We start from the raw sequence: 15,844 nt of genomic DNA, 5'->3' as shown, positions 1-15,844 counted from the left end.
GCGGCGGCCGGCCGGCATGCGTGCGGTGGCCGTCGGGCCGGTGTGAGAGGAGGTGGCCGAACCGTGCGGGTTGACGTACCGTCATCCGCCGCGCTACCCAGCGTGTGCGGGATGTGTGAAGGCGCCGGGTGGGAAGGGAATGGCGGGGCCAGGCAGTGGGGGAATGCCCTTCTCGCGGCTGCGGAACTAGCTGTTCCGGTCTTCCGCTTTTCGCCCTTCCCGATCAGCGGTAACGCGATCGACTCCGCGAGCGCTCATCGGCAATGCCCGCTTCGGCGTGGCAGGTCTTCCCGATCGCCGGTGGCCGGTCCCGGTTGCTCCATCCGAGACAAAAGGACTGCGTGATGCGCGGCGTTCGACGGCCGAGGACTTTTCGGGATCGAAGCGGCGGGATGGGTGGATGTGGCGTACAGGGCGGCGTTTGTCATCCGCGGGAAAGTCATTACGGGGGCGACGCACCGCAAACGGCGGAGTGCGCACCGTGGCGATCCGGAGCGGCAGCCGCATTTTCTGCCCGAATCCCACCCCATACGGGGCGGGAACGGCAGTAAGCGCACAACCGCCCCGTACGCAGCCGCCGACCTGGGCTCCGCCGCGCCTTGCCCGGGCGGTCGCGCCACGGGCCCTCGTGCGGGCCGCAGGGGTTCGGGTCGGCCGGATGTGGCTCGGTCGGCGCACCGTGAAGGCAGCAATTCGGCCAAGCTGTCGCGGCTGCGGCGGCTAGCGTCGGGCCCCCAATCACGCGGACCGTCACACGGACTGCCGTCCCGGGGCGCGGCCGATCACTGACAGCCCCACCCCTCCAGCCGCGCCCCGAGCCAGTCTGCACAGCTCACGCCCCGCCACCCACACCGGCGCGGGCCAGCACGGACCCCGGTGGCGCAGCCACCGAGCCCCTTCTGACCCACGCCGATGCGAAGGTCGAGCCGCCGGGAGAACTACTTCGCGGCGAAGACCCCCAGCGCGTCGTACGCGATCCACGAACCAGTGGTCTTGCGTAGCCGCAGTACGTTCTCGCCGGCCGTGAACAACTCCGCGGTCAGCGGGAACTCGTAGTACGAGGGCTTGAGCGTGCTGCCGTAACGGGTGGCGTCGCCCTCAAGCGAACCGCGCGTGGCGCCGTTGCGGAACTCCAGCTTCCGTGCCGGCTTGTCGTTGATCGTCAACTCGCCGGTGCCGGCGCTGGACGCGTGCGCGTCGATCAGCCACAGCGCGAAGGCCAGGTCCTCCTTCGGCGCCGCGTCCAGGTCGAAGCGGAGCGTGAACGTGTGCTGCTTGCGGCCGGCCCAGGAATCGCTCGGCCCCGGGTGGAGGTAGCTCCAGTCCTGGTCAGGGGCGGAGGTGCCGTACCGGTAGTCCACACCCGTCGGGAAGGTGGCCGAGAAACGTGCGCTGCCGCTCGGCGACAGCGCGAACTCCAGACCCTTGTGGTCGAAATCACCGACCTGCGCCACCACCCGGCCGGCCGCCGCGGACGCCTTGCTCGTACCCGGTACGGAACGCGCCGGGCGGGTCCGCGCCCCGGAGGCGACGACCGCGACCACCGTGTAGTGCTGGGTCCGCCCCTCGGGGCCGACCAGATGCGTGAAGTGCGGGTAGAGCGTGCGCCCCACCAGCGTCGCCGCACCGGGAACACTGCCCGGCCGCCCGGCGCGCTCGGTGGCGTACACCTCGTAGTGGTCGACGAGTTGGCCGTGGCCGTACGGGTGCCAGGTCAGCTCGACCACGGCGAGGTCACCGGTGGCGGCGAGCCCCGAGACGCTTCCGGGCGCGTGGCCCACGGGCCCGCGGCCCCCGCGCGCGGCGGCCTCGGAGGAGGAGGCGGAGAGGGTCGTGTCGGTCATGGTCAGCTCACCTTCTGCATGCCGGGACGGCCGTGCTCGACGCGGAACCGGTCGAGGGAGAGGCCAGCCGCTTGGTTGTCGGCGCGGACGTAGGGGACGGCGCGGTACTCGGCGGTGACCGCATCCGCGGCGGCACGGCCCAGGACGTAGCCGCGACGGCCGTCGTAGAACTTCGTCCACGGGTGTTGCAGCCAGTCCTTGGCGTAGTTGTCGCTCGGCGCGCCGTCACCGTCGGAGGCGATCGAGGTGCCCAGGAACTCGCTGCTCACCACGGCGGACTCCGGGTTGTCGAAGTCGGCGAGCAGATCGGCGGCGATGGAGCGGTGGCAGTCTCCGGTGAAGACCACGGAGGGCGCCACGCCCCGCTCGCCGAGCACGTCGAGGAGGCGCTGCCGCGCGGCGGGGTAGCCGTCCCACTGGTCGACGCGGTTCTCCGTGACCTTGACCAGGCCCACCTGCTGGAGCAGCAGGTTCCACCGGGTGTCGGCCGAGCGGAGCCCCTGGTAGAGCCACCGCTCCTGGCCGGCGCCCAGGATGGAGCGGCCGGGGGCGTTCTGCTCCCCGGCGTTCGTCGGCTTCGGGCCGCGGTACTGCCGGGTGTCGAGCACGTGCAGGGTGGCGAGCCGGCCGTAGCGCAGCCGCCGGTGCAACTGAGCGTCCGGCCCGTGGGCCAGCGCCAGCGGAGGCAGCGGGCAGTTCTCGTAGTACGCGCGGTACGCCACGGCCCGCCGCAGCAGGAAGTCCTCCGGGCTCAGACCGTACTGCGACTGCTCGTCCGCGTAGTCGTTCTGCACCTCGTGGTCGTCCGGGGTGAGAATCCAGGGCGCCGCCGCGTGGGCCGCCTGGAGGTCGGGGTCGGACTTGAACAGCGAGTAGCGCAGCCGGTAGTCGGTGAGCGTGTTGGTCTCCACCTCGTGCGGGCCGCCCGGCAGCGGGGCGTTGCGCCACATGTTGGAGCTGGAGATGCCGTACTCGTAGATGTAGTCGCCGAGGAAGAACACCACGTCGGGGTCGTGGGCGACCAGGTCGCGGTACGCGCTGAAGTGGCCGTGGTACCACGCCTGGCAGGAGGCGGTGGCGAAGGTGAAGGCGCCGCTGGTACGGGTGTCGGGCGCGGTGCGGAACCGGCCGATCGGGCTGGTGTGGCCGTTGACCCGGAACTGGTAGAAGTACTGGCGGCCCGGCCGCAGACCGCGCACCTGCGGGTGGACGGAGTGCCCCAGCTCGGGCAGGGCGACCGCGGTGCCCGCGCGGACGACACGCCAGAAGCGCTCGTCCTCGGCGACCTGCCACTGCACGTCGTAGCCCGCGCCGGGCATCCCGCCATGCCCGTCGGCAGCCAGCGGCTGCGGTGCCAGCCTGGTCCACATCACACAGCCGTCCGCGGTGGGCTCGCCGCTGGCGACCCCGAGGCGGAACGGGTTCTCGCGCAGTCGCGGAGCGAACCCCGCCGCCTCAGCCTGCCCGGCAAGCCCGGCACCGGCGAGCAGCGCGCCCATGCCGACACCGGTCGCCTGGAGGAAAAGGCGCCGTCCCGGGCCGGTGGACGGTGGGGTTTTTGAACTCATTTGTCTCTCCTGGGCGTTGTCGGATCCGGGGGCGATCGTCAGCGCCAGGGGTGGCCGCAGCGCAGCGGCCAGGTGAAGCCCCGCAGGACGCGAGGGGGACGTTCGACCGCCCGCCACGACCGGCCCGTGCCCCAGGAGCCGGGCGCCGGCGCCGCGATTCGACGGTTGTGTTCGCTTCTGTCGGGAGCTTCGCATGGGCTGGCAATTCATGCCGATAACGGACTATGCGGTGCACCCGTCAGGGCGCTGAATCGCCCCTGTGGTGCGCACCGGGGTGAACGCCGCGGACTCAGCGCCTGGCTCGGCAAGGGCTGGCCGAAGGAGGGCAGCCAGCGGGCGCCGGGGAGGCGGTGAGTCGATGCCCAGGGGCGGGGCGTGGGGGTGCCTTCCCGCCCCGCGGAGCCAGCCTCGGTCGTCACCCTCGGGCGCGCCGCTGGTGGCGGGCGAACATCTTCTCTGGCTTCGCCAGACCGCGCCAGGGCCCGGCGAGGTACGCACCGTCCAACGTGTGGAAGACCCGACGTATGGTGTCGCGCTCCTCGGCCAGGGACAGTGCCATGGCGAAGAGGTTGAACTCGCGCTGCCAGCCGGGCCTGAACTCGTACGAGGGGTGCAGGATGCTGCGGCCCGCCGCGGCGCGCAACTCGGCCCGTATCTCGGGTGTTTCGAGACAGTCCACGTCGTCCTCGTCCTCCCAGACCTGGATGTAGGCCAACGCGAGCACACAGCCGACGGAGTGCCCCTGCGGAGCGCGGGCGACCGCCTGCCGGGCGAAGGCCAGCCCCTCACCCGGAGCGCCGCCCCACCGCGGCAGCAAGTGATAGAGCCACTCCAGATGGGTGTGTACGTCGAACGGGTCGCGGTGCAGGGCGCCCGCCAACCGGGCCTCGTTGACCTCGGCACCCTGTGACGCACCACGCCCCAGGGTGAGTAGTTCGGTCCACGGGGCGACCCACTCCACCCGCACCTCGGTGGCCTCCAACAAGTGCTCCTCGGCGATGGCGAGTCGCTCGAAGAAGACCTCCCACTGCTCCCTCGTCACCTTCGAGGCGAACTGCGCGGTGCGTGCCTCCCAGCCCCAGACGATGTGCCGCGCTCCGGAGATCAGCAGGGCCTGGGCGCGGTGCTCGGTGTCCTCCTCCTTCTCGACGGCCTGGCCGATCCACTCCTGCACGCCGTCCACCGCGGCCAGTTCCCTCAGGACGTGGCCGTCCCGGCCCAGGTCGAAGGGTTCAAGCGCCACCTTGACCGCCGACCAGTCCCCGGCCCGCGCCGCCTCCGTCAACGCCAACACCCGCGTGTCCCCGAGCGCGCGCAGCGTGTACATCTTGCTCCACCGCTTGCGCTCCACCGGCAGGGCGTACGGCCTCTGCGCCGGTCTCTCCGCCCCCCTGCCGAACAACCTGCCCAACATCCCGCGTCCTCCCCTGGTCCACATGATCGTCGGGGGCAGCATAGGGCGACACGCGGCGACCCACGGCTGGGCCCACCCGCCTGCCCGCCCACTCCCCAACGCACGTGCGGAGTGGGTGGTTGGGCCCGCGGGTTGGGTGTCTCGCTCGCGTCGAATCGCCGTCTCCCGTCGTGCGGGGGTGCAGGGTGTGACGGGCCCGGGAAATGCGGGTGCTGCGGAGGAGGGTTGGACGTCAGGATGGAAGCATGACGAGTGAGACGCGCGGGAAGAGCCAGCAGGACGCGACAGGGGCGGCCCGGCCGCTCGCGTTGGTGACGGGAGCAGGACGGACGACGGGCATCGCGGCGTCCGTGGTGCTGGACCTGGCCCGTGCCGGCTGGGACGTGGCCTTCACGTACTGGACCGCGTATGACGCGCGGATGGAGTGGGGCACGGAGCCGGGTGCGCCCCGCGCGTTGCAGGAGAAGGCGGCGTCCTTCGGGGCAAGGACGTACGCGGTCGATGCGGACCTCGGCGACCCGGCGGCCCCGGCACGGCTCTTCGACGACGTCGAGCGGGAGTTGGGGAACGTCACCGCCCTGGTGCTCTGCCACTGCGAGTCGGTCGACTCCGGCTTGCTCGACACCACGGTGGAGAGCTTCGACCTGCACTTCGCGGTCAACACGCGGGCGACGTGGTTGCTGATCCGAGAACACGGGCTGCGGTTCCGCGGGGAACACGGAAGCGGCCGGATCATCAGCCTGACCAGCGACCACACGGTCGGCAACCTGCCCTACGGGGCGAGCAAGGGGGCCATGGACCGCATCACCCTGGCCGCCGCGCGCGAACTCGCCCACTTGGGAATCACCTGCAACGCGATCAACCCCGGGCCGATCGACACCGGGTGGATGACCGAAGAACTCAAGGCGGACATGGTCCGCGCCACCCCCCTGGGACGCCTCGGCGTGCCTCAGGACTGCGCCAACCTGGTCACCTTCCTCTGTTCGCCGGCGGGTGGGTGGGTCAACGCGCAGCTTCTTCACAGCAGTGGGGGACTTGGATAGTCCGGCGGGTGGGGCCGGGCGCGTCGTGCGCCGGCCCGCACCGGGTGTCACGCCGCGCCGTCCATCGCCCGGACGAAGCTCTGGGGACGCGTGTCGGTCCCGTGGGTCTCGATGGCCCCCGGCGTGCTGGCCGCGGCCCTGCGGCCCCTGGGCGCCGGGAGGCGCGTACGACCCGGGACATCGGCTCCGCCCACCGGAACATCAGCCCCACCCATCGGCCGGGGGCGGTGCGGCGGAAGGGTGGGAAGGGGCGGACAGCCTAGAGAAATGCTGACAGAAGTCACAGCGACCCGTTACGTCACGCCGCTGCGTGAGGGCGGATCGCTCCCCGGGATCGTCGAGGCCGACGACCTCGGTACGTACGTCATGAAGTCGTCCACCGCACCGCGCTCATCAGCGAGTTCGTCTCCTGGCGGTGTGTTGACCTGCGCTGATGAGTCGTTCCGGTCCTTTCACGGCCGTACGGTCCTGTGCGGCCGGTTCTCCCCAGGCGCTCCCCAGCGGGCGTGCACCGTTCAGCTCGCTCGCCGGTGAACTCCCACGTGTGGCGCAGGATGCCGGCCCGGTCCTGGAAGTGGTGGTAGACCGGTGCGGTGGAGACCTCGACTTCGGCCGCCAGGTCCTCCGTGCGAGGCCCCTGGAACCCCGCCAGGCAATGACTCGGGCGACGCCTTCCACGATGGCCCTTCGGAGGTCCGTCGCCACGTGATCCCCGCGTGAGTGGGCAGGGCCCATAGGCTCGCACACTGGCTGAATCATCAGTCAGTATGACGCGGTGCTGGCAGGTCGTGATGTCCCGGATGGAAGGTGCCGGATAGGGTTCGGATCATGGCGTCTCGTAGCACTCAGATCCTTGAAGCCGCAGCCCGGGTGATCGCCCGACGCGGGGTTCGTGGTCTGCGCGTGGAGGAACTGGCCGAGGAGGCGGGCGTATCCACCGCGCTGATCTACTACCACTTCAAGGACCGCACCGGGATCCTGCGCAGGACACTGGAGTTCATCAGCGACCGCGCCGAGCGCTACACGACTCAGGTCCCGCAGGCCGAGCCGCTCAGCCCGCGCGAGGAACTGGAACAGACTCTGCTCCTTGAGCTCCAGGACACGACCGAGGTCAGGGAGAACAGCAGCGCCTGGGGTGAGTTGCGGGCCAGCGCCGTCTTCGAGGAAGCCCTGCGTGAAGACCTCGCGAGGGCCACCTTGGTATGGACCCAGGATGTGGCGGCCCTGCTGGGCCGGGTCCGGCCCATGGCCCCGGCGGCGGCCCTCGCGGCGGCAGCCGAGCGGCTCACCGCCCTGACGGAGGGCCTGAGCATGCGCTGGCTCAGCGGCATGCTTCAGATCGCCCACGCGCGGACCCTGATGAGCGAGGCCATCGATGCCGAGGTCGAGCGACTGGGCCGCTGACTGCGCGTACCGGTAGCCGCTCCAGTGTCGCAGTGAGCGGCACACATCGCGTCCGGCACTCCAGAACGTGAACTCCGGGGAAGGAATGGCGCGCGATGCGCGTCACCAGGCCCGTGCGTCAGGGGGGCGATACGCACCTGACCCCGACGGAGCGGGACCGGCTGTCGCCGTCCACGGCCGCCGGGCTCGCGCGGGTCCGCCTACCGTGCGGGCTGCGACTCTGTGCCGGAGGCGACCGCGCTGATCGCCGACACGGTGTGCGAGGCCGCGCGTGACGGCCTGCGTCCGGCTGGTGCCCTCAAACATGGCCGCAGGGTGCTCGCCCGGACGATGTGCTCTCCGGCGTCACCGACGTGGTGACGGAGATCCAGATCGAGGCGGTGTTCGACGACGGCACCCGCCTTGCCGTGATCAGTGCCCCGTTCGGCGACACCGCCAAGGACGCGGCGGCCAGGTCGGCGATCGCGGCTGCGTACGGCAGACCCGTCGGTCAGCTCAACCTCGACAAGCTCTACGGCAACGGCAACGGCAACGGCAACAGCGGCGCGCACTGCGTCACGGCGCGGGAACCAGGCGCCTGAACGCCGTGTGCCCGGGTATCGGCTGTGAGACACGCGTACACGATTCAGTCCTTTGGCTCCGGCGGATGAGCCTCTGCCCGCATCCCCATCACGGCCACGGTGATGATGCAGAACGCGATGAGCGCCTCTGCCCAGAGGAAGGCCATGTAGTCCAGGAGCGAGCCGATCGGCGGTGCGCCAGGTGCGGTGTTGCGGAAGGCCGCGAGGGCGAAGAGCGTGGCGGCCATCCAGCCGAGGGCGGGCCAGGTCAGGCCCTTGCGTCGGCTGAGCAGGAACCAAGCGCCGATGAGTACGGCGAGGGCCAGCGCCCACATGGCGGCCATCATGAACACCGCGAAGATCAGGGCGCTGGTGGAGCGGGCGAGGCCGACGTCGAACACCGCGGCGCCGTCCGCCTCGTACGCGTCGATGTCGGCGGCGAACAGCGCGTCACTGTTGGACAGCGTCATACGGACGGGCACCGCCTCGCCGCCCTGGACGACACCGAACTCAAGCGCCGCGTCGTAGGCGTCGAACGGATAGTCCGTGACCGACCCAGCCGTCAAGGCCACGCGCACGTCCACGGTCGAGATCCGACCGTGGGCCGGGAAGGTGAGATCGCCGCGGACCGAGGGCGAGGTCTGCAGGGTGAGGGTCCGCGCGGGGGAGATGCCGCCCGCCTCCGCCAGGTCCCCGCGCGGGGTGACCAGGACGCGCAGGACCATCTCCCGGCCGGCGGCGTCGACACGTTGAACGGACGCCGCGATGTCCACTCGGTCGGGGACCGAGGCGCCCGCACGGTAGCGGGTGTCCAGAGCCTGACGCTCACCGACCTGCACCCAGATCCCGACGGCCGCGGCCGCCGCGACGGCGAGCAGGACCAGCCCCGCGATCAGGAGTCTGTCGCGGGATCGGGGGAGTCGTCGCATCGTGACCACTGGTGCTTCGTGGGGTGGGCCGGGGCTCAGTCGACCGGCTTGCCGGGCTCGTCGTGCGTAGCACAGTGGATGCCGCCGCCACCGGAGGCGATGGTGTCGATCTTGACCGGCACGATGTCGCGCTCGGGGAAGTGCTCCCGCAGGATGCTACGGGCCCGCTTGTCGGCCTTCCGGTCGCCGAACTGGGGCATGAACACCGAGTCGTTGGCAACGTAGAAGTTCGCGTACGTCGACACGAAGTCGTCGCCCTCGCCGGTGATCTCGTACAGGTCGGGCTGCGGCAGATCGATGACCTCGAACGGTCGGCCCTTGGCATCGGTGGCCTTGCCGAGCACGGCCCGCGCCTGGTCGGAGGAGCGGGACCAGGAGTCGGCCGGCGTGTCCGGGTGCGCCGTGTCCAGGAGCACCACGCCGGGCGCCGTGAACCGTACGAGGCTGTCCACGTGCGCGTCCGTGATGTCCTCACCGCGCACGCCCGCCAGCCAGATCACCTTCTCGATGCCCAAGGTCCGCTTGATCTCGGCCTCGATCTGATTCCGGCTCTTGCCGCGGTTGCGGTTGTCGTTGACGACCGAGCTCTCGGTGACGAGAAGGGTGCCCTCGCCGTCGGTCTCGAAGGAGCCGCCCTCGGCGACCAGCGGGGCCTTGCGACGGGGGATGTCGTACTCGGCCAGGAGGGTGGCGCCCACCTCGGCATCGTTGGTGTGCTCCTGCTTGTCGCCCCACCCGTTGAAGTTGAAGTCGACGCCGGTGGTCCTGCCGTCGTCCTCCACGAACACCGGCACCGTGTCACGGGCCCACAGGTCGTCGACCATCAGAGGGATGACCTCGACATCGCGCCCGCATGCCTTCTGGGCAGCCTTCCGCTGTCCGGGCCGGGCCATCATCACGACGTACTCGTACTCGGCGATGGCGCGCGCGATTCGGGCGATGTCCTCGCGTACGTAGGGGAGGTCCTCGCCCCACACCGAGTCCAGTGCGGGCCACGACATGAAGGTGCGTGCATGGCTCTCCCACTCGGCGCCCAGGCGCAGGCCCTTCGCCTCTGTGTCCGCGCTCCCGGAGGTGCTCGTGGTTCCTGGCTCGTTGCCGGAGCCGCAGGCCGAGGCGCCCAGGACGACGGCGCCGATTCCGGTGAGGGTACGGAGGGCTGAGCGGCGTGAGGGGAGGAGGGGGGACACGGTGAGCTCCGATCATCGTGGTGGGATCAACGTAGTCGTCCGCATCGGCTCGACGCTCGGTGAGCGCAGCGCGGGAGTGACGTGCCATGGGCGCCAGTGCGGTGAAGCCGTGGGGGATGTCGAGCGCGAGCGCGATGAGGCTTCTGCGGACGAAACCGGGCGCTGCCAGCGACTCTGACACAAACTGAAAATTCAGTCAAAAATATCGGACCGTATCGACGGGACTCGACGCTGTGAAGCGGCTGCGGGGTGTGGCTCAGCCACGGTGAATCCGTGGTTCCGGGGCGGGTTCTGGGGTGACGCGGTGAAACGATCGCACTAACTGAAATTTTAGTTAGCGACGTGATCGCCCTCCGGGGGCAGCTCAGCGGTCGCTGCGCCCTCGCGTGCCGGTGTGGCAACCGACCGCCCGTGTTCGCCCCCCTTGCCGAGAGAGTCACCGTGTCCCTTCAGCCTTTCGGGGTGTGGGCCGCCCACAGACCCCTGTCGGCCCACGATCTCCACGAGATCGGCGGCTACCGCCTGCCTGCCCGGCTCGGCGCCGGCGGGAGCGGCGTCGTGTATCTGGCCCACACGCCAGGCGGCCGGCCCGGCGCGCTCCAGGTGGTGCGGGAGGGATTCGCGGCCGACCCGGAGTTCCGGCGGCGCTGCGCCGGCGAAGTGGCCCGCGCCCGGAGCATCCACGGCCTGTTCACCGCTCAGGTGGTGGACTCGGGCGTGGACGCCCCCACGCCGTGGCTGGCCACCGCCCACGTGGCCGGCCCGTCCCTGCGGCAGGTGGTCGACCGGCTCGGCCCGCTCCCGGTGCGCACGGTGCTGCTGCTTGTGGCGGGTGCCACGGAAGCGCCGCAGGCTATCCACGGGGCGGGCGTCGTGCACCGCGACCCGAAGCCGGCGAACGTGCTGATCACCGAGGACGGCCTCCGCGGCAACGACTTCGGCATCGCCCGCGCGGCCGACGCCACCGGCCTGACCGGTGCCAGGCTGTGGATCGGCTCCGCCGCCTCCATGGCGCCGGAGCAGGCGACGGGCCGGACGGTGACCCCGGCCACGGATGTCTTCGCCCTCGGCGTGCCGGCCGCCTACATGGCCGGAGGAGCGCTCCCCTTCGGCGACGGACCGCAATCCGCCGCGCTCTGCCGGGTGGTCCACGAGGAGCCCGACCTGTCCCGGGTTCCCCCGGACCCGGCTGAGCCGCTGTGATGCTGCCTGGCCGAACCCCCTGTGGACGGGCGCTCCAAGTGAGCTGATCGACGCCGTGCGCGCCCATCCCGCCCTGGGGAGGGCGTTGGAGTTCACCGACGGCTGGCTCCCGCACGGTGTCAGCCGCGAGGTCGCGGCCTGTGGCGAGCCGCCGCAACAGGTCCCCGCCCAGCCGACGCTCGCCCCGCCCACTCCCACGGTCCGAGGCGGTGCTCCGCACGTTCACGACAGCGCCGACCGACCTGTTCCCGCCCCGCGCTGCGTCCGCCACCGGCGTCGGCTGGTCGTGACCGTGCTCGCGATCGCGCTGCTCGTGCCCCTGGGAGGCGCGGCGTACCACGTCCTGGACCACCGCAAGGCCGCGGCAGGAGACTCCTGCGGTGCCTCCCGGCGACCGCTCCGTGGCGTACGAGCTGTCCGAGTTGGGCGGCAGCCTCTCTGACGGACGGCTGGCCGCCCTCGGCCAGTGGGCGGTCGATCACGCCGATCAGCTCCTTGCCGCCCAAGAGCGGCACAGCACTGGCATCGGCAACGGGGCAGCGGTCAGATAAGCGTGCGCCCATGGGCGGCGCTCAGCGGCTCGGGCATTCCTCGCCGGCGGTCACTTTCGGTTACTATGCTCACTTCGTGTCGGAGGCCGGCAGCGAGGGGCGCGGTGTCCTCGACGGTCTGCCGGGGGAGCGGGGAGGCCGATTCGTCGGTCGAGGTCCCCGGATGCGTTCCAGCGCCGTTGACCGGTAGTTTTCGCCTCGGTGTCTTGGAGAGGTCGTCATAGACCGTAAGGCTGTAGAGATGGGTGGCCTGGGAAAGTGCTGACAGAGGTCACAGCGACCCGATACGTCACGCCGCTGCGTGAGGGCGGATCGCTCCCCGGGATCGTCGAGGCCGACGACCTCGGTACGTACGTCATGAAGTTCACCGGGGCCGGGCAGGGGCGCAAGACGCTGATCGCGGAGGTCATCTGCGGGCAGCTCGGGCGGCGTCTTGGGCTGCGGGTGCCGGAGCTGGTGCGGATGCAGCTCGACCCCGTCATCGGGCTGGCCGAGCCCGACCAGGAGGTGCAGGAGCTGCTGAAGGCCAGCGGCGGGCTGAACCTGGGCATGGACTACCTGCCGGGGTCGATCGGCTTCGACCCGCTCGCCTTCGCGGTCGAGCCGGTGGACGCGGGGCGGCTGGTCTGGTTCGACGCACTGATCAACAACGTGGACCGTTCCTGGCGCAACCCCAATCTCCTGGTGTGGCACGGCGAGCTGTGGCTCATCGACCACGGCGCCACGATGATCTGGCACCACAACTGGCCGACCGCGGCCAAGGCGGCAGCCAAGCCCTACGACGCGTCCGATCACGTCCTCGCCCCGTTCGACCCGGACGTGCCGGCCGCGGCCAAGGCCCTCGCGCCCAAGGTCACCAGGGAATTGCTCACCGAGGTCGCCGCGGACGTGCCCGACGAGTGGCTGGTGGACGAGCCGGGCTTCGAGGGGGCCGATGGGCCCGACCGGCTGCGTGCCGCGTACGTCGAGTGCCTTCTCGAACGGGTGGCGACCATCCACGAGCGGATCACGCTCGGCCCGCCCACCACGAAGCGACCCTCCCAGGCACCCGCCTGGCTCCGGGTGTGGACCGAAGGGAAGGCGGCGCAGTGAGCGGTCTGCACAACGGACGTGACGTCTTCGAGTACGCCCTGCTGCGCGTGGTCCCCCGGATGGAGCGCGGCGAATCGATCAATGCGGGCATCGTTCTGTACTGCCACGCGCGGTCGCTGGTCGCGGCCCGTACGCATCTGGACGAAGACCGGCTGCGCGCCCTCGACCCCACGGCGGACGTGGCCGGCGTACGGGCCGCGCTCGGCGCCGTCGAAGGCGTCTGCCACGGCGGTGTGGAGGCGGGGCAAGCCGCAGGTGACGCGGCCGGACGGCGCTTCCGCTGGCTGGTGGCGCCGCGCAGTACGGTCGTCCAGCCGGGGCCGGTGCACACCGGGCTCACCACCGACGCCGAGGCCGAGGTGGAGCGCCTGCTTGACCTGCTGGTGCGCTGAGCCGGGCACCGTTGACAGGGGGTGGCCCGGCTTCTAGCGTCTCGTCTGCTGAAGCTACTAAGCGGTTGCTCAGTCTTCGGGTCGGCGGGACCGATGCGGATGCGGGCGCCGCTCCCGAGGCGAGGAGACCGGATGTCCACCACCGAACAGCGCGTTGCCATCGTGACCGGCGCGGCCCGCGGCATCGGCGCGGCCACGGCCGTGCGGTTGGCCGCCGAGGGCCGCGCCGTCGCCGTGCTCGACCTGGACGAGGCGGCCTGCGCGGCCACCGTTGAGACGATCGTGGCGGCGGGCGGCACCGCGCTCGCCGTCCGCTGCGACGTCTCCGACGCGGCCGAGGTGGAGAGCGCCGTGGCGCGCGTTGCGGCGGAGCTCGGCCCGCCGGTGGTCCTGGTGAACAACGCGGGCGTGCTCCGCGACAACCTGCTGTTCAAGATGACCGAATCCGACTGGGACACGGTCATGAACGTGCATCTGCGGGGTGCGTTCCTGATGTCGCGCGCGTGTCAGAAGCACATGGTGGACGCCGCGTTCGGCCGGATCGTCAACCTTTCCAGCAGCTCCGCGCTCGGCAACCGCGGGCAGGCCAACTACGCCGCGGTCAAGGCCGGCCTCCAAGGGTTCACCAAGACGCTCGCCATCGAACTCGGCAAGTTCGGCGTCACCGCCAACGCCGTGGCCCCGGGCTTCATCGCCACCGACATGACCGCGGCCACGGCCGAGCGGGTGGGCATGGGCTTCGAGGACTTCAAGGCCGCAGCCGCCAGCCAGATCCCGGTACAGCGGGTCGGCGAACCGGACGACATCGCCAACGCCATCGCCTTCTTCACCGGCGACCAAGCCGGCTTCGTCTCCGGCCAGGTGCTGTACGTCGCCGGCGGCCCGCTCAACTGACCGCAACGCCCACCAACGCCCGCGACGGGTGAGGGAGGAAGAACCCATGAGCACAACGGACAGCGGCAAGGTCGCCCTGATCACGGGCGGCAGCAGGGGGATCGGGTACGGGGTGGCCGAGGCCCTGCTCGCCCGCGGCCACCGGGTGTGCGTCACCGGACGGGGCGAGGAAGCGCTCGGCGCGGCCGTCGAAGCGCTCGGCGCGACGGTCCCGGGCGGCGCTGACCGGGTGATCGGCGTGGCGGGCAAGGCCCACGACGAGGCCCACCAGGCGCTGGCGGTGGAGCGCGTGATGGAGGTCTTCGGGCGGGTGGACTTCCTGGTCAACAACGCCGGTACGAACCCGGTGTTCGGCCCGATCGCCGAACTCGACCTCGGGGTGGCCCGGAAGGTCTTCGAGACCAACGTCGTCTCGGCCCTCGGCTTCGCCCAGCACACGTACCGCGCGTGGCAGAAGGAGAACGGCGGCGCCATCGTCAACATCGCCTCCATCGCCGGCCTGGCGCCCTCGCCGTTCATCGGTGCGTACGGCATCAGCAAGGCCGCGATGATCAACCTGACGGTGCAGCTCGCGCACGAGATGGCGCCCCTGGTGCGGGTGAACTCGATCGCGCCCGCGGTGGTCAAGACGAAGTTCGCCGCCTCCCTGTACGAGGGGCGCGAGGAGGAGGCAGCGGCGGCCTATCCGCTCGGCCGACTCGGTGTGCCGCAGGACATCGGCGGCGCGGCGGCGTTCCTGCTCTCGGCCGACGCCGCCTGGGTGACCGGCCAGAACCTGGTGGTGGACGGCGGGCTGTTCCTCAACGCCGGCGTCTGAGGCGGAGCGCGGGGCCGGCGACCACGGTTGTGGTGCGTCGGCCCCCTGCGGTGGGCCGCGGCGCGGGCCGCGGGGCGCGCGGCGCCGGGACACGCGCTGCCGGAGGCCCATTCCACCGCGCTGACGTGCGCAAACGCGGCGCGTGGCGGCCATTGTCAGTGGCCGGGGGTACGTTCGTATCCGTCAAGCACGAACGGACCGGAGGAACACCCAAGTGACCGACATGCTGCCCGAGTCCTGGCAGGGCGCCCTGGGCGACGAACTGCACCAGCCGTACTTCTCGCGGCTCATCGAGTTCGTCGAAGAGGAGCGGGCTCGGGGCCCGGTGTTCCCGCCGCGCGAAGAGGTCTTCGCGGCGCTGGAGGCCACCCCGTACGACCGGGTCAAGGTGCTGATCCTCGGTCAGGACCCGTATCACGGTGAGGGCCAGGGGCACGGTCTGTGCTTCTCGGTGCGCCCGGGCGTCAAGACCCCGCCCTCGCTGCGCAACATCTACAAGGAGATGCACGCGGAGTTGGGGCACCCCGTCCCGGACAACGGCTATCTGATGCCGTGGGCCGAGCAGGGCGTGCTGCTGCTCAACGCGGTGCTGACGGTGCGCTCCGGTGAGGCCAACTCGCACAAGGGCAAGGGCTGGGAGACCTTCACCGACGCGGTGATCCGCGCCGTCGACGCCCGCCCCGAGCCAGTGGTCTTCGTGCTCTGGGGGAACTACGCGAAGAAGAAGCTGCCGCTGATCGACACCGAGCGGCACACCGTGGTGCAGGGCGCGCACCCCTCGCCGCTGTCGGCCCGGAAGTTCTTCGGCTCCCAGCCGTTCACCCAGATCAACGAGGCCATCGCCGCACAGGGCCACCAGCCGATCGACTGGCGGATACCCGACCTCGCCGAGTAGCCGCCGAGCGCGCCCGCCGGTGCTCTGAGGGTGGGCGCCTCCCCCGGA

14 protein-coding genes and 2 pseudogenes are annotated in these 15,844 nt (G+C 71.0%); 11 read left to right on the top strand and 5 right to left on the bottom strand.

Going from position 1 to position 15,844, the window contains the following annotated elements:
* Positions 1 to 938 precede the first annotated feature (938 nt).
* From AAHZ94_RS00205 to AAHZ94_RS00195, 3 genes are all read right to left on the bottom strand, one after another.
* Positions 939 to 1,844, bottom strand: a complete 906-nt coding sequence (locus AAHZ94_RS00205) for a polysaccharide lyase family protein (RefSeq protein ID WP_349989731.1) — start codon at positions 1,842 to 1,844, stop codon at positions 939 to 941.
* Between the two features lie 2 nt (positions 1,845 to 1,846).
* Positions 1,847 to 3,412, bottom strand: coding sequence for an alkaline phosphatase D family protein (locus AAHZ94_RS00200; RefSeq protein ID WP_349989730.1), 1,566 nt, complete (start codon positions 3,410 to 3,412; stop codon positions 1,847 to 1,849).
* A 415-nt stretch (positions 3,413 to 3,827) separates the two neighbouring features.
* A complete protein-coding gene (locus tag AAHZ94_RS00195; RefSeq protein WP_349989729.1) occupies positions 3,828 to 4,826 on the bottom strand; it encodes a hypothetical protein in 999 nt (332 codons plus the stop codon).
* 245 nt (positions 4,827 to 5,071) lie between these two features.
* On the opposite strand from AAHZ94_RS00195, the gene AAHZ94_RS00190 reads away from it, so the two are divergent.
* The 4 genes and pseudogenes from AAHZ94_RS00190 to AAHZ94_RS00175 all read left to right on the top strand — a co-directional run.
* Positions 5,072 to 5,869 carry an SDR family oxidoreductase gene (locus AAHZ94_RS00190; protein ID WP_349989728.1) on the top strand — a complete coding sequence of 266 codons (798 nt, stop codon included), beginning with the start codon at positions 5,072 to 5,074 and terminating at the stop codon, positions 5,867 to 5,869.
* A 267-nt stretch (positions 5,870 to 6,136) separates the two neighbouring features.
* A pseudogene (locus AAHZ94_RS36290) lies at positions 6,137 to 6,253 on the top strand (HipA family kinase); the annotation flags it as partial.
* A 444-nt stretch (positions 6,254 to 6,697) separates the two neighbouring features.
* Positions 6,698 to 7,273, top strand: coding sequence for a TetR family transcriptional regulator (locus AAHZ94_RS00180; RefSeq protein WP_349989727.1), 576 nt, complete (start codon positions 6,698 to 6,700; stop codon positions 7,271 to 7,273).
* A gap of 95 nt (positions 7,274 to 7,368) precedes the next feature.
* A pseudogene (locus AAHZ94_RS00175) lies at positions 7,369 to 7,719 on the top strand (urease subunit gamma); the annotation flags it as partial.
* A gap of 179 nt (positions 7,720 to 7,898) precedes the next feature.
* On the opposite strand, the gene AAHZ94_RS00170 reads toward AAHZ94_RS00175, so the two are convergent.
* On the bottom strand, positions 7,899 to 8,762 hold the full coding sequence (locus AAHZ94_RS00170; protein WP_349989726.1) for a DUF4436 family protein: 864 nt from the start codon (positions 8,760 to 8,762) through the stop codon (positions 7,899 to 7,901).
* 35 nt (positions 8,763 to 8,797) lie between these two features.
* Positions 8,798 to 9,952: an agmatine deiminase family protein gene (locus AAHZ94_RS00165; protein ID WP_349989725.1), complete on the bottom strand. Its 1,155-nt coding sequence runs from the start codon at positions 9,950 to 9,952 to the stop codon at positions 8,798 to 8,800.
* A 441-nt stretch (positions 9,953 to 10,393) separates the two neighbouring features.
* Here AAHZ94_RS00165 and AAHZ94_RS00160 point away from each other — a divergent pair, with 441 nt between their 5' ends.
* The 7 genes from AAHZ94_RS00160 to ung all read left to right on the top strand — a co-directional run bounded on the left by AAHZ94_RS00160 (position 10,394) and on the right by ung (position 15,796).
* Positions 10,394 to 11,155 (top strand): serine/threonine-protein kinase, encoded by a 762-nt coding sequence (locus AAHZ94_RS00160; protein WP_349989724.1) that lies wholly within the window; start codon positions 10,394 to 10,396, stop codon positions 11,153 to 11,155.
* 380 nt (positions 11,156 to 11,535) lie between these two features.
* On the top strand, positions 11,536 to 11,706 hold the full coding sequence (locus AAHZ94_RS00155; RefSeq protein WP_349989723.1) for a hypothetical protein: 171 nt from the start codon (positions 11,536 to 11,538) through the stop codon (positions 11,704 to 11,706).
* Between the two features lie 258 nt (positions 11,707 to 11,964).
* Positions 11,965 to 12,798 (top strand): HipA family kinase, encoded by an 834-nt coding sequence (locus AAHZ94_RS00150; RefSeq protein WP_349989722.1) that lies wholly within the window; start codon positions 11,965 to 11,967, stop codon positions 12,796 to 12,798.
* Positions 12,795 to 13,190: a DUF3037 domain-containing protein gene (locus AAHZ94_RS00145; protein WP_349989721.1), complete on the top strand. Its 396-nt coding sequence runs from the start codon at positions 12,795 to 12,797 to the stop codon at positions 13,188 to 13,190. Before AAHZ94_RS00150 ends, AAHZ94_RS00145 begins: the two co-directional genes overlap by 4 nt.
* A 132-nt stretch (positions 13,191 to 13,322) precedes the next feature.
* Positions 13,323 to 14,084: a 3-oxoacyl-ACP reductase FabG gene (fabG, locus tag AAHZ94_RS00140; protein WP_349989720.1), complete on the top strand. Its 762-nt coding sequence runs from the start codon at positions 13,323 to 13,325 to the stop codon at positions 14,082 to 14,084.
* A 46-nt stretch (positions 14,085 to 14,130) separates the two neighbouring features.
* Positions 14,131 to 14,901 (top strand): SDR family oxidoreductase, encoded by a 771-nt coding sequence (locus AAHZ94_RS00135; protein WP_349989719.1) that lies wholly within the window; start codon positions 14,131 to 14,133, stop codon positions 14,899 to 14,901.
* Between the two features lie 214 nt (positions 14,902 to 15,115).
* Positions 15,116 to 15,796 (top strand): uracil-DNA glycosylase, encoded by a 681-nt coding sequence (gene ung / locus AAHZ94_RS00130; protein ID WP_349989718.1) that lies wholly within the window; start codon positions 15,116 to 15,118, stop codon positions 15,794 to 15,796.
* Positions 15,797 to 15,844 lie beyond the last annotated feature (48 nt).

Source organism: Streptomyces sp. HSW2009, from assembly GCF_040240285.1.
In the GTDB taxonomy this organism is placed as follows: domain Bacteria; phylum Actinomycetota; class Actinomycetes; order Streptomycetales; family Streptomycetaceae; genus Streptomyces.
Note: the sequence above shows the minus strand (reverse complement) of the source record. Positions and strands in the feature narration are given on the sequence as shown.

Bases quoted from the DNA above. Each gene is read 5' to 3' on its own strand.
- AAHZ94_RS00205 (WP_349989731.1), bottom strand. From the start codon at position 1,844: ATGACCGACACGACCCTCTCCGCCTCCTCCTCCGAGGCCGCCGCGCGC.
- AAHZ94_RS00200 (WP_349989730.1), bottom strand. From the start codon at position 3,412: ATGAGTTCAAAAACCCCACCGTCCACCGGCCCGGGACGGCGCCTTTTC.
- AAHZ94_RS00195 (WP_349989729.1), bottom strand. From the start codon at position 4,826: ATGTTGGGCAGGTTGTTCGGCAGGGGGGCGGAGAGACCGGCGCAGAGG.
- AAHZ94_RS00190 (WP_349989728.1), top strand. From the start codon at position 5,072: ATGACGAGTGAGACGCGCGGGAAGAGCCAGCAGGACGCGACAGGGGCG.
- AAHZ94_RS00180 (WP_349989727.1), top strand. From the start codon at position 6,698: ATGGCGTCTCGTAGCACTCAGATCCTTGAAGCCGCAGCCCGGGTGATC.
- AAHZ94_RS00170 (WP_349989726.1), bottom strand. From the start codon at position 8,762: ATGCGACGACTCCCCCGATCCCGCGACAGACTCCTGATCGCGGGGCTG.
- fabG (WP_349989720.1), top strand. From the start codon at position 13,323: ATGTCCACCACCGAACAGCGCGTTGCCATCGTGACCGGCGCGGCCCGC.
- AAHZ94_RS00135 (WP_349989719.1), top strand. From the start codon at position 14,131: ATGAGCACAACGGACAGCGGCAAGGTCGCCCTGATCACGGGCGGCAGC.